General features: G+C 35.1%; 21 protein-coding genes. 4 read left to right on the top strand and 17 right to left on the bottom strand.

What is annotated here, in order from left to right; translation table 11 throughout:
- Window positions 1-9 precede the first annotated feature (9 nt).
- The gene (locus tag J5A56_RS10295; protein WP_021673012.1) at window positions 10-411 is read left to right on the top strand and encodes an FKBP-type peptidyl-prolyl cis-trans isomerase; all 402 of its coding nucleotides are present in this window, start codon (window positions 10-12) and stop codon (window positions 409-411) included.
- 200 nt (window positions 412-611) lie between these two features.
- Window positions 612-1,868, top strand: a complete 1,257-nt coding sequence (locus J5A56_RS10290; RefSeq protein ID WP_021673011.1) for a GTP-binding protein — start codon at window positions 612-614, stop codon at window positions 1,866-1,868.
- A 573-nt stretch (window positions 1,869-2,441) separates the two neighbouring features.
- Here the strand turns inward: J5A56_RS10290 and J5A56_RS10285 are convergent.
- The gene (locus J5A56_RS10285; RefSeq protein WP_021673010.1) at window positions 2,442-3,395 is read right to left on the bottom strand and encodes a glucosaminidase domain-containing protein; all 954 of its coding nucleotides are present in this window, start codon (window positions 3,393-3,395) and stop codon (window positions 2,442-2,444) included.
- A 113-nt stretch (window positions 3,396-3,508) separates the two neighbouring features.
- Between J5A56_RS10285 and J5A56_RS10280 the strand changes: the two genes are divergently transcribed.
- Window positions 3,509-3,835: a 2-amino-4-hydroxy-6-hydroxymethyldihydropteridine diphosphokinase gene (locus J5A56_RS10280; RefSeq protein WP_021673009.1), complete on the top strand. Its 327-nt coding sequence runs from the start codon at window positions 3,509-3,511 to the stop codon at window positions 3,833-3,835.
- Window positions 3,826-4,599, top strand: coding sequence for a tetratricopeptide repeat protein (locus J5A56_RS10275; RefSeq protein ID WP_211815510.1), 774 nt, complete (start codon window positions 3,826-3,828; stop codon window positions 4,597-4,599). Before J5A56_RS10280 ends, J5A56_RS10275 begins: the two co-directional genes overlap by 10 nt.
- A gap of 305 nt (window positions 4,600-4,904) precedes the next feature.
- Here J5A56_RS10275 and J5A56_RS10270 read toward each other — a convergent pair whose 3' ends face one another.
- The 16 genes from J5A56_RS10270 to J5A56_RS10195 all read right to left on the bottom strand — a co-directional run bounded on the left by J5A56_RS10270 (window position 4,905) and on the right by J5A56_RS10195 (window position 21,950).
- Window positions 4,905-6,266, bottom strand: coding sequence for an aminotransferase class I/II-fold pyridoxal phosphate-dependent enzyme (locus J5A56_RS10270; protein WP_021673007.1), 1,362 nt, complete (start codon window positions 6,264-6,266; stop codon window positions 4,905-4,907).
- 9 nt (window positions 6,267-6,275) lie between these two features.
- Entirely contained in the window at window positions 6,276-6,911 is a 636-nt protein-coding gene (locus tag J5A56_RS10265) for a sugar transferase (protein ID WP_021673006.1), read from the bottom strand.
- A gap of 59 nt (window positions 6,912-6,970) precedes the next feature.
- Window positions 6,971-7,606 carry a hypothetical protein gene (locus J5A56_RS10260; protein WP_021673005.1) on the bottom strand — a complete coding sequence of 212 codons (636 nt, stop codon included), beginning with the start codon at window positions 7,604-7,606 and terminating at the stop codon, window positions 6,971-6,973.
- The gene (locus J5A56_RS10255; RefSeq protein ID WP_021673004.1) at window positions 7,596-8,708 is read right to left on the bottom strand and encodes a glycosyltransferase family 4 protein; all 1,113 of its coding nucleotides are present in this window, start codon (window positions 8,706-8,708) and stop codon (window positions 7,596-7,598) included. Before J5A56_RS10255 ends, J5A56_RS10260 begins: the two co-directional genes overlap by 11 nt.
- A gap of 3 nt (window positions 8,709-8,711) precedes the next feature.
- The gene (locus J5A56_RS10250; RefSeq protein WP_036920398.1) at window positions 8,712-9,626 is read right to left on the bottom strand and encodes a hypothetical protein; all 915 of its coding nucleotides are present in this window, start codon (window positions 9,624-9,626) and stop codon (window positions 8,712-8,714) included.
- Window positions 9,627-9,825: 199 nt separating this feature from the next.
- Complete coding sequence (locus tag J5A56_RS10245; RefSeq protein ID WP_021673002.1) at window positions 9,826-10,797, bottom strand: acyltransferase family protein; 972 nt, start codon at window positions 10,795-10,797, stop codon at window positions 9,826-9,828.
- Window positions 10,790-11,899 (bottom strand): glycosyltransferase family 4 protein, encoded by a 1,110-nt coding sequence (locus J5A56_RS10240; RefSeq protein WP_021673001.1) that lies wholly within the window; start codon window positions 11,897-11,899, stop codon window positions 10,790-10,792. Before J5A56_RS10240 ends, J5A56_RS10245 begins: the two co-directional genes overlap by 8 nt.
- Window positions 11,900-11,925: 26 nt before the next feature.
- On the bottom strand, window positions 11,926-12,828 hold the full coding sequence (locus J5A56_RS10235; protein ID WP_021673000.1) for a glycosyltransferase family 2 protein: 903 nt from the start codon (window positions 12,826-12,828) through the stop codon (window positions 11,926-11,928).
- Window positions 12,818-13,858, bottom strand: coding sequence for a glycosyltransferase (locus tag J5A56_RS10230; RefSeq protein ID WP_021672999.1), 1,041 nt, complete (start codon window positions 13,856-13,858; stop codon window positions 12,818-12,820). The genes J5A56_RS10235 and J5A56_RS10230 overlap by 11 nt, the downstream gene beginning before the upstream one ends.
- A 25-nt stretch (window positions 13,859-13,883) precedes the next feature.
- A complete protein-coding gene (locus J5A56_RS10225; protein WP_021672998.1) occupies window positions 13,884-14,879 on the bottom strand; it encodes a glycosyltransferase family A protein in 996 nt (331 codons plus the stop codon).
- Between the two features lie 51 nt (window positions 14,880-14,930).
- Window positions 14,931-16,100 carry an EpsG family protein gene (locus tag J5A56_RS10220; RefSeq protein ID WP_021672997.1) on the bottom strand — a complete coding sequence of 390 codons (1,170 nt, stop codon included), beginning with the start codon at window positions 16,098-16,100 and terminating at the stop codon, window positions 14,931-14,933.
- Between the two features lie 126 nt (window positions 16,101-16,226).
- Window positions 16,227-17,438, bottom strand: coding sequence for a glycosyltransferase (locus J5A56_RS10215; protein ID WP_021672996.1), 1,212 nt, complete (start codon window positions 17,436-17,438; stop codon window positions 16,227-16,229).
- Between the two features lie 37 nt (window positions 17,439-17,475).
- A complete protein-coding gene (locus tag J5A56_RS10210; protein WP_021672995.1) occupies window positions 17,476-18,465 on the bottom strand; it encodes a glycosyltransferase in 990 nt (329 codons plus the stop codon).
- On the bottom strand, window positions 18,452-19,720 hold the full coding sequence (locus J5A56_RS10205) for a nucleotide sugar dehydrogenase (protein WP_036920415.1): 1,269 nt from the start codon (window positions 19,718-19,720) through the stop codon (window positions 18,452-18,454). Before J5A56_RS10205 ends, J5A56_RS10210 begins: the two co-directional genes overlap by 14 nt.
- Before the next feature lie 111 nt (window positions 19,721-19,831).
- Window positions 19,832-20,815, bottom strand: a complete 984-nt coding sequence (locus J5A56_RS10200) for an ATP-grasp fold amidoligase family protein (protein WP_021672993.1) — start codon at window positions 20,813-20,815, stop codon at window positions 19,832-19,834.
- Complete coding sequence (locus tag J5A56_RS10195; protein WP_021672992.1) at window positions 20,802-21,950, bottom strand: TDP-N-acetylfucosamine:lipid II N-acetylfucosaminyltransferase; 1,149 nt, start codon at window positions 21,948-21,950, stop codon at window positions 20,802-20,804. Before J5A56_RS10195 ends, J5A56_RS10200 begins: the two co-directional genes overlap by 14 nt.
- Between the last annotated feature and the right edge of the window lie 290 nt (window positions 21,951-22,240).

Here is a 22,240-nt window from a genome sequence, read left to right as displayed (position 1 = left end):
TTAAACCATATGGGAAAGAAACAAGAATATAAATTAAAGAACAAGGAATACCTCATAGAACTGAGCCAAAAAGAAGGAGTGAAGTCACTTCCAAATGGTGTGCTTTACGAGATCATCAAGGAAGGAAGCGGTGAAGGTAAGGTGACAGCACGCTCCATTGTCACTTGCCATTATTGTGGTAGCCTTATAACGGGTAAGGTGTTCGACGATAGTTGGCAACGGGGTATCCCTGAAGCTTTCCGTGTGAACGAATTGATTCCGGGATTTCAAACAGCACTCTGTGCAATGCATAAAGGCGATTATTGGCGTGTATATATTCCGTATCAAGAGGGCTATGGCACAAAGCGTGATGGTGACATTCCTGCTTTTTCCACATTGATTTTTGAGATTGAACTCATTGCTATTGGATAAAGCAATGCTCCATCCTTTTATTAACATGCAAAAACCTCATTTCCTTAAGAGCGACTATGATAGGAAGTCATAAACATTCTTTTAGTATGAAAGAGACGAGAAATGTTATTTAGAAAACATTTCACTTTCGGAAACAGTACACTTGGCATTTTTTTTTGTAACTTTGTAGTCTTAGAAATATAAAACAAAAGAAATATAAAATGGAAATAAAAGAGACTCCTGTCCTCCTGCTTACGGGTTATTTAGGCAGTGGTAAGACTACTTTAGTAAACAAGATTCTTGCCAACAAAAAAGGTATTAAGTTTGCCGTTATCGTCAACGATATTGGCGAAGTAAACATTGATGCCGACCTCATTGAGGCAGGCGGTGTTGTTGATCAAAAGGACGATTCGCTCGTTGCTCTTCAGAATGGTTGTATCTGCTGCACGTTAAAGATGGACTTAGTGCAGCAACTGAATGAAATCGTCTCACAGAAGAATTTTGACTATATCGTCATAGAGGCGAGCGGCATCTGCGAGCCAGCTCCAATCGCACAAACTATCTGTGCTTATCCACAGATGTATCCAGACTTTGCAAAGAATGGTAAGGCTGTACTCGACGCTATCGTAACTGTTGTTGATGCACGTCGTATGTGTGACGAATTCTCAGCTGGTAACGACCTTCTGAAGAAGGATTTGCAAGAAGATGACATTGAGAACTTGCTTATCCAGCAAATTGAGTTCTGCAATATAATCCTTCTAAACAAGGTTGATGATGTCAACAAGGAAGAGTTAGGATTGGTGAAGGAGATTATCCGTTCACTTCAACCAAAGGCTGAGATTATCGAATGTAATTATGGCGATGTTGATTTAGACAAGATTATCAACACTGGCGACTTCAATTTCGACAAGGTTGCGACCTCCGCTTCATGGATTGCCGAAATTGAAGGTCACGAGGATGAAGAGGAAGAACATGAACATGATGAACATGATGAACATGACCATCATCACGACCATGACGACCACGACGACGACCATCATGAGCATCACCACCATCACCACCACCATCATCATGGCTTGGAGAACGAAGAGAGCGGTGAGGCTTTGGAATACAACATCCAAACCTTTGTCTACTATGCACGTCGTCCATTCGACATTAACTTCTTTGATGACTTCGTTGCACGTCAGTGGCCAAAGCAGATTATCCGTTGTAAGGGACTATGCTACTTCGCTAACGAGAAGGATATCTGTTATGTCTTTGAACAGGCTGGTAAGCAAGTAAGCCTTCGCAATGCTGGTCAGTGGTATGCAACTATGCCACAATTCCAATTACGTGAGTTCCTTGAGAATAATCCTAAACTTAAGAAGGATTGGGAGGAGCCATACGGTGACAGAATGCAGAAATTAGTATTCATTGGTCAAGACCTTGATAAAGAGGCTATCACCAAAGCTTTGGATACTTGTCTGACTGATTTCTAATTAGTTTATACGTATCAATCTATTATTTGAGATTGAACATATTTTACTTATCAAGTTAATTGTCTGTCTTTGTAACAAAAGTGTAGTAGGCTACACCGAGTTAGAAAGGCAGACAATTTTATTGACTATGATACAGACAACATGATGATTGCGGAGTGTACAAAGCTTAGATGTCACGAAGGTACCTACCTCTGAAAAAGCAAGTAATGGTGACGACGCTTTGTAAAGAATATTCAAACAACGAAAATCATTTCACGCTTAATTGGCTTCAAAAAGACGCCCAGTTAGCTTCTAAAAGATGCCCTTTTGAAGGCTAACTAACGCCCTTTTGAAGGCTAACTAAGCACCTTTTATCATACAGCGTTGTAACCACCTTATAAGCAACAAGTTACAAGCATCGTTAGAAACGCATATTTCCTTCTTTCTTAGGCAAAGAAAATTAAAGATAATGTAAAGATAATTCGCAACAAAAAAAGCGCCCTTGCTTATCTAAGAATAGATACGCAAGGGCGTTTTGTAAGTGTTTTAAAAATTGTTTTAAGCCTAATAGACCATCAGAAACACATTCTGCATTTAATATAATGTCACTTGATCCCCAATTCTCAAGCCACGCTCAGCAATCGTTTTATTCTTTTTTACGAGACTCTTCAAACGGATACCATATCGTTGTGCAATATCGTATAAGCTCTCAGACTTGCCTACGTAATATGGGCGTTTCTTAAACTCCTTCGGTGCTTTCTTCTGTTTCTTCTTCAACCAGATATACTCACCCGGAATAAGACGGTCATGCTTATCACGCTCATTGTACTTTGCCAATTTACCCACACCAATCTCTAATTCTTTACTTAAAGACTTAAACGAATCTCCCTGTCTTACAATGATATAGTAATTTTCATTATATTTATTTATAGAATGAGGTCCTAAAACCTGAACAGGGTTTGAACGTTCATTTTCAACACCTCGTATGGTAGTATTTTCACCACTGTGATGAGCCATGAAGCGATCATAATGATTCGCATTATCATATTCGTAAAGCTTATAAAGCTCTATGATATTTATCAGACTCTGTGCATAAACAGGATTCGTAGCATAGCCAGCTCGCTTCAATCCGTATGCCCAACCACGATAATCTGTTCTATCCAAACTAAACAAACTTCTATAACGTGGACGATCACGGAGGAACTTACAATGATCTTCGAAACTTTCTAACGCACTATCATACGCACGGAAACATTCTCCTTTTGCATCATCATCATGCGAAATCGTACGACCCAGCCAACCATGACATTTAATGCCAAAGTGGTTATTACCAAGGAGTACAAGTCTACCACGCCCAGCTCCACTCTCAAGCAGACCTTGTGCAAGCGTGATACTTGCTGGTACACCATACTTCAGCATACCCTCAATAGCCATGTCTTTATACTGATCAATATAAGCTTGATAAACTTGATTCCACCTTGCTTGTCCAGCTACAACGCCAGGTAATATAGAGAGGAATGAGAGAATAAGGAAGATATATCGCTTCATAAAAAGTTCTTTTAGATTATATAACGGCAAAATTACATGTTTTATTATATAATACAAAGTGAATTATCTTAAATCTCACAAAGATTTCAAAACTTATACGTAACTTTGTATTTATGAAGATAATTATCGCACTTGGTTCAAATATTAATCAAGAAGAGAATATTTCCAAAGCACAGACACTCTTAAAACAATGTTTCGAGGGTGTCAAATTCTCTAAGCCCCAATGGACTGAAGCAATTGGAATAGAGTCTGACAAATTCTTGAATTGTATAGGAACTTTTGAAACTGAATGGACACTCAATCAAGTAAAACAATGCCTGAAAGAGATTGAAAAGACTATGGGTGACTCACACGAAAATCACCAAAAAGGAAAGGTTCTGATTGATATTGACCTTGCACAATATGGCGAGGAGATTGTAAAGGAGATAATATGGCTGTAAGAATAACAGGAAAATTAATCATAACGCTTCTGCTATTCCTAACGACTTCTATCCCTGCATCTGCACAGAAGAGTAAGGATGCTGAAGAATTGGGAAAAGCACTGGAATACTTTACTTCAGCAAAGTATCATGAAGCTCTGCTTATCTTTCAGCGATTAGATAAAGAATATAAGCTTAACGAACGTTTCAAGGCTTATATTGGCTTATGCTATTACCACGATTGGGATTATGAAGCAGCAGCTAAATATTTGGAAAGTGTCATGCCCAAATTGGAATTGTTCGCTCCCCATGAACGCTCAGTCTACTATTATACTACGGCTGAAAGCAACTTTTATCTAAAGAAGTATAAGGAAGCCATCCCCTACTATGAGAAAACATTAACCGTATGTTATGAACGTGAGAAAGGCGATGTCTATTATCGGTTAGGCCTATGCAATATGTTTCTACAATCATGGAAACCAGCATACGATCAATATATGAATGCTGAAAAGATTTATACTCAATATAAGCAGGAAGAAGATGTGCAGGGACGACTTGCACAGATAAAACGTATGGCTGCTGCGTGTTGGGCGAATTATAAGGCTACATTGCCTAAAGATTCCTTATTAAATACATCTAAAAAAACGACCAACAAAGACAATGAAACGACGCAATTAAAAAACATATCGACAATTATCAAATCGTTGATTTCTACGATGTTATTACCATCTACAACGCCAGATAATGTAAAAGATATTATCAAAAAAAGAGAAAATAAAACTTGAAAATAAGTACTAAATTTCTATTCTTTTCTTCGTTCGTTGAGTTTTTTTTCGTACTTTTGCGACACGTACATATCAAAAACGGCAAAAACTCTTACATTTTATCCACTTAACATACAAACCTAATAAAAATTGGGATTTTTATTTATTCATTTAATAATCCAACGGCTTTTATGTAGAGGATAAGAAAGCGGAGTTAATAAGATATTACTATAATCTAATATATGAAGAAACACAGCAAGGGCTGGCACCGAAGACATTAAGATCTACGACGTCAGCCCTTAATATGGGAGAAAAAAACATGAGACTTAAACCATAGCTTCTTTTATTTTCTCAACAATATACTTTACATCATCATCTGTTACTAATGGTCCACTTGGTAAACACATACCTACTTTGAAAAGATTTTCGCTCACACCATTTACATATGCTGGACAATCTTTATAACAAGGCTGCTTGTGCATTGGCTTCCAAAGAGGGCGACTCTCGATATTAGCTTTATCAAGGAAAACACGCATAGCCTCAACATTAGCATTAGGTTCGCAATCAGTATGTGCATTATCTACTGAATGTATAACACCAGCTGCACCACCAACCGCTCCCTGTACCGTTGTCTTATATGCATTCTCCTGACCTTTAACCTTAACAGAAGGATCAAGAACCATTGTGTTCAACCAGAAGTTTGAATCGAACTCTGGTGAAGGGTTTGCGTGGAAGGTAATACCATCTATCTTACTGAAAGCCTCTTCATACAAATGAGCAATATGACGGTGATGGGCAATATGCTCATCAAGAACTGTCATCTGACCACGGCCGATACCTGCACAGACATTACTCATACGATAGTTATATCCAATCTTCTCGTGCTGATAGTATGGATAACCCTCACGAGCCTGTGTTGCATAGAACATCACATTATTACGAGCTTCTTCATTAGGACAAACAAGTGCACCACCACCTGATGTGGTAATCATCTTGTTTCCATTAAATGACAGAACACCATACTCACCAAAGGTACCACATACCTGTCCCTCATATCGTGACCCTAATCCCTCTGCAGCATCCTCAACAACTGGTATATCATACTTATCTGCAACAGCAAGTATCTCCTTTATCTTTGCAGGCATACCATAGAGATAAACGACAATAATTGCTTTTGGCTTCTTTCCCGTCTTAGCAATTCTATCTTTAATTGCTTCCTCTAACAACACAGGGTCAAGATTCCATGTTTCCTTTTCTGAGTCAACAAACACTGGAGTTGCACCAAGGTAAGTTACTGGATGTGAACTGGCACAGAAAGTGAAACTCTGACAGATAACCTCATCACCTGCCTTTACGCCCAATGCAACCAAAGAGAGATGTACAGCAGAAGTACCAGAACAGAGTGCTACAATACGCTTATCCTCCAATCCTGGCAAAGACTCCTTCCACAAGTTATCAGGATTATCCTCATGCGCCATAATTGTCTGTGGATATTCCTCTTTTTCAAGGAAGCTTCTTCTTTCACCTGAAGGACTTACAGAGACTGAAAAACGTCTCAAATCATCTTCAAAACCATTGACATTTGGACCCAATGGCACCACCCAATTGGTATCAAACGCCTCTTGGATGTATCTCATCTCGTTACCACTCATGTGAGCGAGACAAAGTAAAACACGGTTTCTTTCCATTTTTACTAATTATATTTTTTCACCTGCATAGTCCATCTTTTTACCGAGAACCGTACAGATAATCATTTGAATATCTTTTATAAATGAATAGTGTTTGAGATAATAGAGGTTTAACTTTACTTTGTCTGGGAAAATCACCTCATCATTATATTGTGCAGGATTCTCTACAGAAGCTAAGAGTTCTTCCTCATTTCTATACTTCAAACTGGCTGGACCTGTTATTCCTGGCTTTAACTTCAGTATATCTCTTTCTTCGCCTTGCAACTGATCAGCATAACCAGGAACGTCTGGGCGTGGACCGACAAAACTCATATCACCCTTGAGGACATTCCAAAGTTCAGGTAACTCGTCTAACTTATAACGTCTGAGTTTCTCGCCAAGTGGTGTGATACGGCACTGTTCAGTTGAAGCAATAGAAGTTGCTTCTGAATCCCGACTTGCCACTGCTGCCTCAGCCTTAACAGTCATGGATCTGAACTTATAAACGGTAAATAGTTTCCCATACTGCCCCACTCGCTTCTGACAGAACAATATAGGACCAGGCATCTTCACCTTAATCAGAATTGCTACAACCAATAATACTGGACTAAGGAATAGCAACCCAAACAAAGATGCAAGTTTATCAAATAACCATTTTAAAAACATAATTATACTACAATATTTAAGAATAATTTTTCAGAATCCAAAAAGAATAACCTTACAGATTAATCCTTTTTAGGTCTGTACTCTACATAGTAATCTCCATTAGGTAATGTTTCAACAATATGAATATCATTAGCAGTCTGAGCAGATTTCATAGAAGCAATATTATCTGGTGCTATTGTACCAAACACTCGGAGACCTAACAATGAAGATATCTCTGTCGCACATAGATTCATCATTTTATTGATTCCTCGACGTTGCCAACGATAATCTGTCATATATCCACGAAAGGATTTCCCCCAAAAGAAACTACGCTGAAAAAAATATCCAACACATACTTTTTGCTGAGCATTTCCTTCTGCAACAACAATATAAGCAAGAAAACTTTTATCTTTTGCTAACTTGTTTAATGACAGTTCATCGAAACCATGAGGCTTAAAGAAGTCAAAAGCTGACGCAGGCTGTTCTGCAAACATCTTTACCAACAAAGAAAGATTATCCTTACAAAGGACCTCTATCTTATAGAAAAGCGCATTGTCATCCTCTTCTATTGTCTTAGTAAAATGAATAAGAATCTTCTGAACTTGTATCATTTTACCATCATACCTTAATCCAAAAAGGAAAGAATTTATGATGCCTATTACATCCCAAATCCAAGGGAACTTGTCACGTAGGATATGTGCTATTTTATAAAGCATCGTAAAACTCTTTTAAAGCCTTCCAAATATCCTTCTGTTCAAATCTTTCACAAATCATAGGACGAGCGTTACGCCCCATGCGCTTCGCCTCCTCTGGGTGCTCAATAAACCATTTCATAGTATTAAACAAAGCCTGCTGCATAACCTCTGATCCTTCTTTAAGAGGAGCAGCAATAATTTTACCATTCAGTCCATCTTTAATGATTTCATTGCAACCATTAATATTCGTTACAATACAAGACAACCCCATAGCACCCGCTTGCATTGGAACATTTGGAAATCCTTCACGATAACTTGGAAAAACAAGTGCATCTGCTTGAGCTAAGAAAGGACGAACATCACTTTGCCAGCCGACAAATTTCACTTTATCAGAAGTTGTCAAAAACTCCTTGTCGGCTTCAGACACAGCATCTTCCTGTTCGAATGATCCAACCAAGATTAATCGACAATTCAACTGTCGCATACATTCAGTGAGTTCATGCATTCCCTTATCTTTAACAATTCTTCCAATAAAGACAAAAGTAAAGATATCAGACTTCTCGATTTTATCCTCTGCTGGCAAAAAGAATTCTGTATCAACACCATTAATGTTTCCATTCCAAATTACACGTAATGGCTTATTAGTAATACTATCTTTGTGCAAGGCATGTAACACCCCCTGCCCTTCTGGAATAACATTCGTAGCAAAAAGGCATGAAAGGCGTTCCATAGTTTTAAGAATAATTCTAAGAATTCCATGTGCTCCTTGGTAACGAAGTCCTGTAACGGTATAGACTCTATGAGGTATACCAGCAAACCCAGCAGCTATCATCGCCAACAGACTTCCCTTAGGCGTATTAGCATGAACACACCATGGCTTCTCTTTACGGAACAAGCGATACAAAAACCATAACCCTTTAAGATCTTTCAACAAACTGATAGGGCGCTCCAATGGGGCATCTACAACGCGGATTCCCTCTCGTTCCTGAACTTCCTTCAGTACCCCTGTATCCTTTGCAACACCAATAACCTCAAAGTATTGGTTCAAAAATTTCAGCTGCCCTTTTAGCAAACTATTTAAAGATATGTCCGCAGTTGTAACGCGAATTAATTTCTTCTTCATGATTTAGAACTCGACACGTTCAAAATTCACATTTCCAATTCTTGCAGCATACTCTGGGAATGCACTCTTCCACATTCCTTCATGCCATAAGCTATAAACTTTTTGCGCACCACTGATTAAGTAATAGTCTGTAAACATCTTTATATTCTCAGAATCATCTGTTTCACCAGCAGTATCAATGTGCTTTACAGTTCCAGGCACAATATACACATCAAGCTTTGCTTTCTTTATCTCCTCAATGAAAACCATCGAATCGGAAGCAATAAGAATCCTTGTGTTAGGATGCTGTTCAGATGTCTTCTTTACAGAATTGATAGCAGCCTCAACCAATGCACTCTTTTGATTTTCAGAACTTAATTCAGGATTGATATTAGTTTCCGTCTTGTCACCCAAGAGATTCATAAAACGTGTATGAATTGCTATATAGTTCGCTCCTATCTCTGACTGATATTGATCCAAATAACGTTGGAGGTAATTTGTTGGGCGAAATAGTTCTCTATACAACTCACCCCACTGGTAACTCGTCCCAAAATGAGCATTCACCTTATCTAATGAGTTATAACCATAATAGAAATGTGTTTCAGACGAACGTTTCTTATATAAACGAGAAGGGTCTATTATCTCTCCGTAGGCTATAACATTATTATATGAAAGAAGACCAAAATTCATTTGGCTCTCATCAATTAGCCAATCATACTCATTTGGCTCAAGATACTTACTTAATACAAACGGATAAGTCCAATTCAATTTAAATGGCTTTTCCAAAGTTTTAGATATAGCATAAATAGTAATCAGACCTTTCAGTCTGTCAAACATTCCACCATGAGGAATTCTACCATCAACCATAAATACAAACGGATAACTATTTCCCGTTGTATACAAAGAGAACCCTTTCTCCTTCATAATCCTGAACTTCATCAGAGGTTCACGATAACAGCAATCTATAAGTTTAACTAAATTATTTCTTCCTATCATAAATTAATATTCACATTATACGTCTAATAGCTATAGTATATTCAGGAAACCGAGAAGATATTCAAACAACTGCTCTGTAAATCAATAACTTTCTCATCCATTATTGTAAGATTTAGCCTCAATAGATAAGAAATTATACTTCCTATTTCTGTACCCCATAAAAAAGAATATTTATTATTTTAATTGGTTGTGTTAAACGAACAACATAATAGCAAACACAACATAAGGCACTACCAATCAATGGGATAAAAATAAAATCTGTAAAAGCTGGTGAAATGACTGCCTCATTTAACTTTATATATACAGTTATTAACCGCTCTATTATAAAAGTTTGTACAATATATATTCCCAAAGTATATCTACCAATAGTACTAAAATATGATAGAACCTTCCCTGCCCTCTGTCGCTTTCCAAACAACTTATATATAAGCTCACAAATACCTATTACAACTATAGAGCCAGAAAGTCCGACAAAAACTTGTACAACAAACTTGAAAGGACTAAACATAAGTAAATTTATATCAACTTTTTCAGAAGGATTTGTCCAATGCATACAAACTGCTGCTATAAAAAAGACAAGAGAAAATACAAATAGGGAGACTCTATAACTTTGAATATAATCTTGATATTTATGGATTAAATAGCCAACACAAAAATAGAAATAGAGAAAATTAATCATCAATGTTCCACTATAAGGAATAATTAAAAGTATTACCCATGAAAGCGGAAACGTAATCTCTACTGGTATTTTAACGCATTTGACAAATCTTGCTATAAGATAGCATACAAACAGATTCTTAAGAAACCAAACACAACCTATAATTTCTAGACGAATCCCCCCCCCGAATAGACAAATAATTAAAATGGTACACGATATAACAGGAATCAACAATTGTTTACTCTTCTTTTCCAAAAGAGATTTGATAGGTATTTCTAAGCTACGAATGGAAAAATAACCACACACCAACATAAACAGCGGCATGTGAAAAGAATAGATAATAGGTCGAATACTGCTTTCTAAGTTTGGACTCATTAAATAGCAATGACCAATACATACAAGAAGTATTGCTATGAACTTTACAAAATCTAAATATGCTATTCTATCTTTACCCATTAGAATTTACATCTTTATAAACATTATTATATCCATTGACCGTTTTTGAAATATCAAACTCCAAAGCTCTATTATAACAACGTTCAGCTATCTCATTATAATAAGCCTCATCACTTGTTAAATGATTAATCTCATCTGCCAAGACCTTTGCATCTTCATGCGGGAAAAGAATACCATATCCTTTTGTTACCTCTTTCAACCCATTTACATTAGATGCTATAAAAGGCTTATGAGCACTCATCCCTTCCACATTGCTAAGGCTCAACCCTTCCCAATGAGAAGACATCACGATAACATCTGCAGACCGCAGTACATTCGGTATATCCGTACGTAAGCCAAGGAACCTCACCCGTTCACCAACACCGAGTGAGTCTGCTAACTGCTTGACAGTATCCTGACGAACACCGACACCTGCAAACCAAATTTCAAACTTATCGTTATTCAGCAAACTCAAGCTCCTGACAACGGTATCCTGATCTTTTGCATCTCGGAATCCCGCTACCATCAAAATAGCCTTTCTCTGTCCTTTCAACGATAACAACTCATTATCGGGAGCTGCATTACTGATTGCCTTTACATCTACACCATTGTTGATTGTTGAGATTTGCTCATACTTGGGATTAGACTTTTCCATCCAAAAACCTCCCATATACACTCGCAACTTTTCCTCTGCAATCTGACTTATACAAATCACATGGTTATACTGTCCATACATCCAGCTCTCAATCGGTGCATACCACTTCCATTCACGTTTGCGATTAGAAGTTGTATGTTCTGTAGACACAAGTTTCACTGGGCAGAACGATCTCGCAATAGCTACAAAAAGCTGTGGTGAGGAATTATGTGTGTGAATAATATCATAGTTCCTCATTATCTTTGTCAGCTTCAATATATAGAGTGGATTGTAAGCCCCATGTCCCAGCGCATATATCTTCGTTTGTGGGCTCTCTTTCTTCAGTCTATTAGTCAATGGCGTTTCTGTACCATTAAAAACGCACAAATCTACAGTATGCCCTAATGCCTGCAACCTTGGTATCAAATTAACTACCAAAGTTTCAGCACCGCCCATTTCCAAAGATGTAATGACTTGCAGTATTCTCATCAAAATTCAATCTTTAGTCATTTGCACTACATATACTTCCATTTCCAATACTTGTAAAGCAAATATCCTGGAACAAGATTAATAAATACAAGTAGTTTATACTCACAATGAAAAAGTTCTTTAAGACTTCTCTTACCAAAAAGAGAATATACAATATAAAGTAGAGTTTCTTTAACACGTATTTTAATAGAGAACTCTTTTGACATCGTCATCAGTGAACCATACACCATCTGTTTAGGACATCTAAATCTTAACAATCTACCAGAATCAGATAAGCCTCCAGACTGATACTCAACAAGGTAGATAATTTTATTAACAAATAGCATGTTATATTGCTTAGCCAGCCAAATCCAAGCAACAGATTCAGAGATGAACTTCTCACCTTCAATCTCTGGATATTGAAAACCTCTAATTTTATCTGTTGCCCAAATTTCTGCTTTATCTCCATCAACTCCTCTGTTGTAGCGTTCATCTATAAAATTACCAATAAATTTATCTTTAGAATAAGCATCTCCAATTAAGCTATTATTTATAAATCCCTTGAGGTAACCCATCCCACAAATATTTTCTTTATGGTCAAGTTTATGCCAATCTTCTATAATGGTAGCTATAGATTCCTCTACGAGTATATCATCGGAATCAACTATAAACAACAACTCTGTCTGTACCTCTTTGAATGCAATATTCAATGCAGAATGTTTTCCTCCATTCTTCTTATAAATATATTTTATAGGAAAGCCTTCTGATGATGATGACATTTTCTGAATAAATTGTCCGACAAGTTCCTCTGTATTATCAGAACTACCATCATCTATACATAACCATTCAAAATCTTTGCAACTCTGCTGACAAAGACTTTCAAATAATAGAGGTAGTTTATCAGCCCTATTATAAGTAGGTGTAACAATTGTTATGATTTTATTTTTCATTCTTCAGATTTACTCTTAATCGTGGGAGAATATATTTTACAACAAGACTATTAAAAAGCCAAGAAGCAGGTTTATAGAAAAAATAATGCTTAAGTATCAAATTAATCATCCAAGCCATACACAGAGGTTTCATTCCTGCCCCATTCGGAAAGATTGGATAAAATTCTACTTCTCGTGCTCGAGACCTGATTCGCTTAAAATTTCTATAATCATATTGAGAAGACAACATTCTACTGAACCCAAACATTTTCTTTGCATTCAGTGCATTATAGCAAGCTAACACAACACCTTCCTTTTCATCACCTTTTACACTCTTAGCTATACTTAATATATCATAGAAAGACGACAGATAATCCTCAACACATCGTCTTGTATGTTTTACATCACGCTTGGTTGTTGCACTATCTTCATGTACAACATAACGATAAATGTCTGTTGAAACCACAGCTGTTCGTGGGTTATGAAGAAACACATTAGCAACAAACAATTGGTCTTCTCCTACAATATACTTATTATTAAAGTGAATATGGTTGCGAATCAAGAACTCTCTCCTATAAAAACATAACCAACAGAAAGAAACAAAGCCCGACTGTCTAATCAAATCATGTCCACTCCCCATAAAAATCACATCAGATGTAAGGGCTTTCTTTGGCCAAAAATCATAGCTGCTCTTATACTGAATGACATCATACTCTTCTTGACATTTAACAGCAGAAAAAGCTGTATACAATCCATTATCTAAAAGATAATCATCCGAATCTACCAATACTATCCATTCCCCTGTCGAATGTTCTAGACCATTGTTCCGTGCAGCACAAACACCTTGATTGTTTTGGCTCAATACTTTTATCCTATGATTATTTTCTGCATACTCCTGACATATAGACAGAGAACTATCAGTACTCCCATCATTAACTAATAGAATCTCATAACTATCCAAACCTTGGCGAAGAAGTGAATCAAGGCATTTACGCAGATATCCCTCTGCATTATAAACAGGAACAACGATACTAAACTTTGGTTTATCCATAGCTAAAGAAACTTCTTATACAAATTTATTCTTTTGGTGAAAGAACAAAATGAGGTAAACTGATATATTCCTCACTTTTCACGAATTTTCTAGCATCAAGATTACCTTTGATATGTGCAGTCAAAAATCTTGGAGAAAATTGAAGGATAGAATAAACCAATCTAACACTACAACTCAATAGAAATCTATAAGCATAAGCCAATTGATTCTTTAATTTATCTGCTGATGTGTTTCTTGGCAAGTCATAAACACAACGATACCAAGTCAAGTACTGTGACATGGCACGATAATAAATCTTATCGTATGATTTCTGACTGGCTTTATTAGTATTTGCATCTAAATGAAGAACTCCAGAGTCATACCACATTAATAGTTTAAATCCATTCTCTATTATCTTCTGATACATCAACTGGTCTTCACCAAACGTACCAGCAGGATACTTGTCAATCCATACCTCATGTTCATAATGAATAGCTTTCCATACTTTTGTCTTCATAAAGACTGCAGTTCCAGCAGCACTTTCTGTAGGATAGATTGCTCCTTTCTCGGGATTACTATTAAAGGAGAATGCTCCAGAACGTTGAATACGTATAGCCCATCCATCGTTTTTTCGTCCTTTAACCGTATTAGTCAGATATGCTCCCACCTTTGAAAAAAAGCTCATACTTTGAGAAGGAAAAGTATCTGGTGCAATACCATCAGCATTATACTTTCGTAAAGCATTATACATCTTTTCAACAGCATCTTCAGGGAAATAAACATCATCATCAATAATTAGCACATACTCTTCTTCTACCATATTAGCGGCAGCTCGTTGATGCACTAACCCCTTTGGAGTATCTATATACTCCTCCATACCCACTTGCTCTTTCGGACGTTCAAACCCATGAGCAAGATGCACATAAATATGTTCAGGCTTCACTGTTTGATTGTGAAGTGACTGCAACTCTTGAATGTACTTATCCCCAGCTTTTCCAACTGTTCGGATTGCAACAGAATATTTGAATTTAGAATTCTGCATAAAAATAGAATTTATTAATCAGTAGCAATAAGCCTATACTATAAATAATCATTATGGTATATATATATCAATGGCTGGCCTATAAAACTTATCAGCATCATATCCATTGTCATACTCGTACTTATAATAAATAGGATCATTAGTCCGATGACCATTTGTGAGGAAAGACTTATAAGGAGTTAAAAGTATCCCCCAACCAAATACTATACGCAGATAGAGTACAGTTACAAGCATATATACCATCTTCATATAATTATCTAACTTTCTCCTTTTTGAGGACAAGAAAGAGAGTGTATATATAATACCTAACATATAATACCAACTTTGTCGACCTGCATTAGAAGAGTGGAGAAAGATTAGGAGGATAATACAAAACATCAGAGATGCGTTCAAATATATAAGATTTTTTCTATCTTTAGGTATTTCATCATAACGAGAAAAAATTAAGTATATCATAACCAGAACCTCAAGCACATAATCAACTCGGATACCAGGATAATCATCAGCATAACTGGAAGCTCTTTGAATATCCAAAGCATCGTCATAAAGATGATATACGGACATCGGCAATCCTGAAGCACCTATAAGAAATGACAGTATTAAAACTGTAACAATAGTTGATTTCTTCCATTTCCTTTCTGGTAAAAAATAGAACACAAAAAATATAATAGCAGAATTATGGAACTTGTAAGCAATAAACCAAAGTATTAAAAAAGGAACAAATTTCTTTTTTATTACATATTGATAAGACAGCCAAGCACAACTTGCCGCCATTACTTGTCGCAAATAAGTAAATGTAAAGAAGAACCATAGTCCCATAAAAATTAAGATAGAAATAGGATACTTCATGAAGATATCACGGAGAGAAAAAAACAAAAGTGAATAGACGAAGAGTGTTGTAATAAGAATAAATATATATCGATTAGGAGTTATATAAGCTACTAAGCAATTCCATATTACATACGACATTTCTTTACTATATCCCATAAGAGGACTTTCTGGATTTAGGAAAGGACCACCTGCACGAATTCTATCAGCATTTGAATCAAAAAGATCACAATAAATATAACGGTCATAACCGCCCAGCATATCACCTAAACCTACAACTAATGCCAATATTAACAAAATACCTATAAGCCATTCAATAGTGAGGTCACGTCGACTTCTAAACAAGGAAAAACAAATGGCAGAAACAACTATGTATAAAAAAACAAAAAACATATCATATTATTTTAGACAATAATAAAAACATTTCTATAACGAATCGTGTGAATAATCCTTCTTGTGTTCTCGCATTACAAGCAGACGATATATTTATTTTTTAGCTCATCTACTTCTTATTAGATACTAATGAGTCTTATTATAAAATAAAGAATAAAGCTGCTGCGCAATACTACTTCCAGCATGAAAGCTAAGTACTGCTTGTCGCCCCTTCTTGGCAATATTTTCATATTGAGAAGGACTTGAACATATTTGCTGCAACATTGTAACAACGTCATTAACTTTATTATATTGCAAACAGGAGACTTTATCTTCTACGGCTATATTCTCTAATGCATACCATGATCCTATAACTAATAAACCATTAGCAATTGCGTCAAGAACTTTTCCCTTAGTGCCAGTACCAATACTAATAGGCGTAATCTGTATATCATGCTTGCAGATCTCATCTATATACTCAGGAGCAAACTTTATATGACAAACTTCATATCCCACATCACCGAGAGTTTTAACATGACTTTCCCAGCCCTTTCCCAAGAAAGTAATAATATAATGATTTTTTAACTCTGATAAAGATTTGGTATTTACCAAACTTTCTATCAATTCATCTGAATCCTGACGCATATATATATTATACTGCCCAGCTATTAAAATCTTTATTTTAGGTGATGAAAAAGAGATAGACTTTGCAGGAATAGCAACATGATAATGAGGATGCCTTAAAAAACGTGCTTGAATCTCTGGATTTATTTCTTTCAAAAAAGCAACATCTGCTTCACCTACTAAATGATAATATACTGATGAAGAAGTATCAAAGTTCCTTTCCATTCCTAAATACTTCGGATACATAGATGCAATCCTCAAATATCCTTGTGTGCTCATCATCGTAAAACGCTTACCAAGCATTCTATAGTAATAAAGAGACTCACAATCAGGCAACGTATGTACTCGTTTAAAATCCTTTAACTGCTTGCTGACACAAGAAAGCTCCTCACCATAAATCCATATACCATCAGCATTCTCTTTGACAATAAAATCTAATTGTGAAGCACTTAAACGGAAATAATTACCAATAGGGAACTTCATAAAAAACCTAAAAGGTGAAAGAAACTTAAGTATAAAATTATACCACCATGGTACTGGTAACATGTGGATCTTTATATCAAGTTCTTTTGCAACGGAATCGATCTGTTCCTTTGACAACCCATTTAAATTATACGAATACAAAATAACTTCTATATTCTTTTCTCTACCTGCTAATAAATGAAAAGGCAATGCACTCGTACCACGAATGTTTTCTGCAGCAGGCATCATCATAGATATCATAATAATTCTCATAGCAGTATATAGTTAAGTTAAAAAGTTTTACATAAATTCACTCTATTAAAAAAGAGATGTTTAGGATAAACCTAACAAATAACATTTTTTTTACTGAGTCAAACTTTCCATGCATAGGATATAAGTTTTCTTTCTTAAGTTCAGCAATAATAGCAGAATTTATCCCCAATATACGCCAACTCTTCTTGTTTCGATATAGAGAGTATACCAAGCCAAATAAAACATTCTGGCTTCGATTAAATATCACACTACTTAACTGTGGATTTGTAACTTTAAAAGAAAGTGCTAATCTACGGAAGGACTTAATTATATAGATATCATCCTTAATATACTTTATCTTCTTTTCCAGCACCATTGATTTGCTGGTGGAATTTGGATGATAGATATACAGATAAGGAATTATATCACTAAACACAACACGTTGCGCACATGGCATTAGTCTATATGTTAGTTCTACATCCTGATGTGTAATACCTTTCACGAAGAATATATCATTATCAATAAATAACTGTTTTTTTGTAATTAAAGCACAGATAGAAGAAGGATTATAACCAGAAAGAACAGCCTCTACGCCTGATAAAACCTTATTGTGTTCAAGAGTAGGCTGGCAACATTCAATATCTAAATTCTCTCCTCCTTCTGTTACATTCTGAAGTTGAACAGCTAAAATATCCAAGTTATTATACTTATCTATAGCCTCAATAATCTTTGACAACTGTTCACTTATAAGTTTATCATCAGCATCAACACACCAGACATACTCACCTTGACAAGTTTTTATTCCATAATTTCTTGCCGTGCTTTGTCCTTGGTTTTCTTGACTTAAGTATGTTATATTTGAATACTTTGAAGCATAGTTTTGGGCAATCTCTGGAGAATTATCCTTTGATCCATCATTAACTATAACAATTTCATACTCCTCTTTTAGTAAATCAGAGTCAAGAATGGAGTCTAAGCAAGCCCCAATGTACTTCTCTGCATTATACATTGGAATGATTATGCTAAGTTTATATTTATAGTCGTCCATCAACAACATCTCTATTTAAAAAGCCTTTGACATCATAGATAACACCATTCTCATTCAATTTTTCTCTCCAGTCTGTATCAGCAAACTGCTTGTGAGAAACAGCAAGAATAATCGCATCGTATTTCTTATCTTTAGGCAAAGTTTCAACAGCATCAATTCCATATTCTTTCTTCACCCTATCCACATTAGCCCATGGGTCAAAGACCGTAATGTTTGAAGTGTACTCTGACAATGTAGAATAAATATCAACAACCTTAGTATTACGTACATCAGGACAATTCTCCTTAAAGGTGATTCCAAGTATTAAGATATTAGAATCTTTGACGAGTGCACCCTTCTTATTCATCATCTTGATAGTCTGATTTGCAACGTAATCTCCCATACCATCATTCAATCTTCGTGCTGCAGACATTATACGTGGCAAAACTCCATAGACCTGTGCCTTTTGAATAAGATAATAAGGATCTACACTGATACAATGACCGCCAACTAAACCAGGATTCAACTTAATAAAATTCCACTTAGAGGCTGCGGCATCTATCACATCTCTTGTATCAATACCCATTGCATTGAAAATCTTAGCCAACTCATTCATAAAGGCAATGTTAACGTCACGTTGAGAGTTCTCAATAATCTTTGAAGCTTCAGCTACTTTTATAGAAGGTGCTTTATGTGTTCCATTAATAAGAACTGCATTATACACATTATCTACCAAATCTGCAATTTCAGGAGTAGAACCCGATGTTACCTTTTTAATTTTCTCTACAGTATGCTCCTTATCGCCTGGGTTTATACGCTCAGGAGAATAACCTGCAAAAAAGTCTTTGTTGAATGTTAAGCCAGAAACTTTCTCTACTACAGGCAAACATTCTTCTTCCGTTACACCAGGATACACTGTTGACTCATAAACAACAATATCTCCCTTAGAAATAACTTTACCAACCGTCTCACTTGCACCCCAAAGAGGCTTCAAGTCAGGACGATTATTTACATCAACTGGCGTTGGTACGGCAACAACATAAAAATTACAGTCTTTAATATCCTCAAGATTAGTTGTACATACAAATCCATTTTTTAAAGCAGACTGTAATAACTCATCTGACACTTCTAATGTAGCATCATGACCAGCCATTAATGCATCAACACGTTTTTGATTCATATCAAAACCAACGGTCTTAAACTTTGTTGAGAATAATCTTGCCAAAGGCAAGCCAACATACCCTAAGCCAATAACAGCTATTTTAATATTTTCCATCATTTTTTTGCCTATTTATAAAAAAACAAATTAAGCTTTTAAAACATATCATATACAGAAGAAAATAAATGCTTTCTAGATTCTAGAAAATATTTAAAACCTCATTTCACCCTATCTTATCCTCTTTACATGAGTTAAATCAATAGCGTCCCCCATTACTCTCTGGCCTAACTCTGAGAAATAATAACAATTTGCTCCTGCAGAAGTAAAAGTTATTTCTCCAAAATAAATTTTCCCATTAATGTTATAGAAATCAACTCTAGCAATAGGGAAATCTTTCGAAATATTTGCAGCATATTCTAACATTTTTTCAAGATTATCTGGTGCTGGGAAACACGTATTATCATCTGGTCTATAAGCTACATCTAAATACTCACGCTTTTTAGCCCATGTTTTTGCATCATACATATCATAGCTTGCCGTCAAATGTCCATTCAAATCTTTATGCCTATTGTAACACAAAAAAATAACATTAGGTACACCATTAAAACACCAAACCTTATAATCTATCATTGAAGTCGATAAATCCCTTAACTCCTTTTCTTCCAGAAGTTCCTCTGCTATAATTCGAGGTTGAATACTTAGATAATGAGGCTCACAAGTCGTATACCCAATCGGATGTAGCTTTGCTTGCAAATCCTTACAAATATCAACTAAATCTGCTTTAGACTTATCTTTTATTATATGCGTAGAGCCACTATCATGTGTACACTTTAAAACAAATTTATTTGGTAATGAGTCTAAATTAATTTCACTAATACTATTCCACACACCATAACAATCAACTAAGATTTCTTTGTGGCCTTTTTCTTCAATAAACTTTCTTACTTCATACTTATCTGTTAATTGTGACCATTTCGATGTGTCAGTCATGGCCTCTAACCACATTATCTTCTCATCCAAAGTTTGTGGATTATCCCAATTTATATTCTTATGGTGGGCGGATTTGTATTGTAGACTTAAAGCCTTTTGAGGATTATCACGAACCATTTTTTTATAGTAATTGGATCGAAACAATTCCGCATAAAATTTATTCCTTATAGTTTCAAAAGGATGTAAAAGAATATTTCTAAGATCCATATTATTTTTTTTCAATAGTTTGATATATATTTTTTATCTTTAATAGATTAACCTCTTTTGAATTCAATCTAAGTAAAATCTCTCTATTCAGTTTTTTTTCTTCTATAGTTAATGGAGTAAACAGATGCAAATCAATCAGATCATTTTCTATGGTAAAAACATGACAGCCTTTTTCTTTAAAATACTTATAATTAACAGATGACTGTGGCAGATACAATTTAACTCCTGCCCACAACAACTCAAAAGCATTGCCTAAAGAAGCCTGCTGTTCGTATCCTAAAATAGCATGACTACAAGTTGATAGTAAAGAAAAATAATCTGTTAAAGACATAAAATTTCGAACAGGACAAAAGTTTTTTCCAAAAATCTTTTTTCCATAATTAACAATATCTTTTATATAAAAATCATCACCGCCATAACTTAAAGGAACAATAACCTTTCTGTCTTCTATCTTTATTGTTGAAAAACGATTAAAAATATCGAAGTGATTATTAGCAATAGCCCCAGAGTTTCCAATAAGTATGTTACGTCCCAGTTCAGGGAATTCAAGGCTTTCTTTCTTTGTATATTTAGATTTCAAAGCAAAATAAGGGAGTTCCATATGTTGAGCTCTAAAAGACTTATATTTTTTTATGAAATCATATTCTATTGGTAAACAACCAGAAAAATAGTCTATTCTATTGATTGCACACTTAATCTCTTTTCTATGAATTTGAGAATAAAGCCAAGATTTTAAATTAATATAAATTTTATCTTTACAATGCTTCCACCAATATCTATTTGTAATAGGATGGAGTCTTCTTAATTTAACAAATGGTTGAATTTCGCTTGGAGTACGATACAAATCAAATCCCCATGCCTTCCATAAAACTTTAATATTACGATCTATTTTATTAATAAAAAACCATGGAATACAGGATAAACTATGTAAAATGACTAAATCATATCCATTATTATTTATAAAATTCAAACAGTCATTTTTGTTTATCTGTTTAATATATTCTGTTTTAGTGATATATTGATATTTTTTTGACACATCATCTCTAATGATAATATAATCATGTTTATGCTTTCCCTTAGTAAACTCTAATACTTCAATTAAATAATCTATAAACTTATCGTCTATCAAAATATTCAATATCTTCAACATTATCTCAAAATAATATTAGTCATTACATTTAACATTACAAAACAAAATCACTTTCTAAGATTTTTTTTTAAATAAACTGAATATAATCTTCTTTATTTCAAAATATTCTTCATTTTTTTTCCACTCATAATATATAATTGTTAAAGTTACAAACACAACCAATTGGATTAACAACTGAAATACCACTTGTACAGAAAGAAATGTTATACTCCAAGTGAGTGCACCTAAACATAATGAGACTATTATAAAAGGTAAAATATCTTTAAACTGCTTCCCAAACGAATAATTAA

It is taken from the genome of Prevotella melaninogenica, assembly GCF_018128065.1.
Lineage (GTDB): Bacteria > Bacteroidota > Bacteroidia > Bacteroidales > Bacteroidaceae > Prevotella.
The sequence above is the reverse complement of the archived record's forward strand: the minus strand, read 5'-3'. Positions and strand labels throughout refer to the sequence as shown.

What these genes read in the sequence shown, in the direction of transcription:
- J5A56_RS10295 (WP_021673012.1), top strand. Translation starts at nt 10, where the DNA reads ATGGGAAAGAAACAAGAATATAAATTAAAGAACAAGGAATACCTCATA.
- J5A56_RS10290 (WP_021673011.1), top strand. Translation starts at nt 612, where the DNA reads ATGGAAATAAAAGAGACTCCTGTCCTCCTGCTTACGGGTTATTTAGGC.
- J5A56_RS10285 (WP_021673010.1), bottom strand. Translation starts at nt 3,395, where the DNA reads ATGAAGCGATATATCTTCCTTATTCTCTCATTCCTCTCTATATTACCT.
- J5A56_RS10280 (WP_021673009.1), top strand. Translation starts at nt 3,509, where the DNA reads ATGAAGATAATTATCGCACTTGGTTCAAATATTAATCAAGAAGAGAAT.
- J5A56_RS10275 (WP_211815510.1), top strand. Translation starts at nt 3,826, where the DNA reads ATGGCTGTAAGAATAACAGGAAAATTAATCATAACGCTTCTGCTATTC.
- J5A56_RS10270 (WP_021673007.1), bottom strand. Translation starts at nt 6,266, where the DNA reads ATGGAAAGAAACCGTGTTTTACTTTGTCTCGCTCACATGAGTGGTAAC.
- J5A56_RS10265 (WP_021673006.1), bottom strand. Translation starts at nt 6,911, where the DNA reads ATGTTTTTAAAATGGTTATTTGATAAACTTGCATCTTTGTTTGGGTTG.
- J5A56_RS10260 (WP_021673005.1), bottom strand. Translation starts at nt 7,606, where the DNA reads ATGCTTTATAAAATAGCACATATCCTACGTGACAAGTTCCCTTGGATT.
- J5A56_RS10255 (WP_021673004.1), bottom strand. Translation starts at nt 8,708, where the DNA reads ATGAAGAAGAAATTAATTCGCGTTACAACTGCGGACATATCTTTAAAT.
- J5A56_RS10250 (WP_036920398.1), bottom strand. Translation starts at nt 9,626, where the DNA reads ATGAAGTTCAGGATTATGAAGGAGAAAGGGTTCTCTTTGTATACAACG.
- J5A56_RS10245 (WP_021673002.1), bottom strand. Translation starts at nt 10,797, where the DNA reads ATGGGTAAAGATAGAATAGCATATTTAGATTTTGTAAAGTTCATAGCA.
- J5A56_RS10240 (WP_021673001.1), bottom strand. Translation starts at nt 11,899, where the DNA reads ATGAGAATACTGCAAGTCATTACATCTTTGGAAATGGGCGGTGCTGAA.
- J5A56_RS10235 (WP_021673000.1), bottom strand. Translation starts at nt 12,828, where the DNA reads ATGAAAAATAAAATCATAACAATTGTTACACCTACTTATAATAGGGCT.
- J5A56_RS10230 (WP_021672999.1), bottom strand. Translation starts at nt 13,858, where the DNA reads ATGGATAAACCAAAGTTTAGTATCGTTGTTCCTGTTTATAATGCAGAG.
- J5A56_RS10225 (WP_021672998.1), bottom strand. Translation starts at nt 14,879, where the DNA reads ATGCAGAATTCTAAATTCAAATATTCTGTTGCAATCCGAACAGTTGGA.
- J5A56_RS10220 (WP_021672997.1), bottom strand. Translation starts at nt 16,100, where the DNA reads ATGTTTTTTGTTTTTTTATACATAGTTGTTTCTGCCATTTGTTTTTCC.
- J5A56_RS10215 (WP_021672996.1), bottom strand. Translation starts at nt 17,438, where the DNA reads ATGAGAATTATTATGATATCTATGATGATGCCTGCTGCAGAAAACATT.
- J5A56_RS10210 (WP_021672995.1), bottom strand. Translation starts at nt 18,465, where the DNA reads ATGGACGACTATAAATATAAACTTAGCATAATCATTCCAATGTATAAT.
- J5A56_RS10205 (WP_036920415.1), bottom strand. Translation starts at nt 19,720, where the DNA reads ATGGAAAATATTAAAATAGCTGTTATTGGCTTAGGGTATGTTGGCTTG.
- J5A56_RS10195 (WP_021672992.1), bottom strand. Translation starts at nt 21,950, where the DNA reads ATGTTGAAGATATTGAATATTTTGATAGACGATAAGTTTATAGATTAT.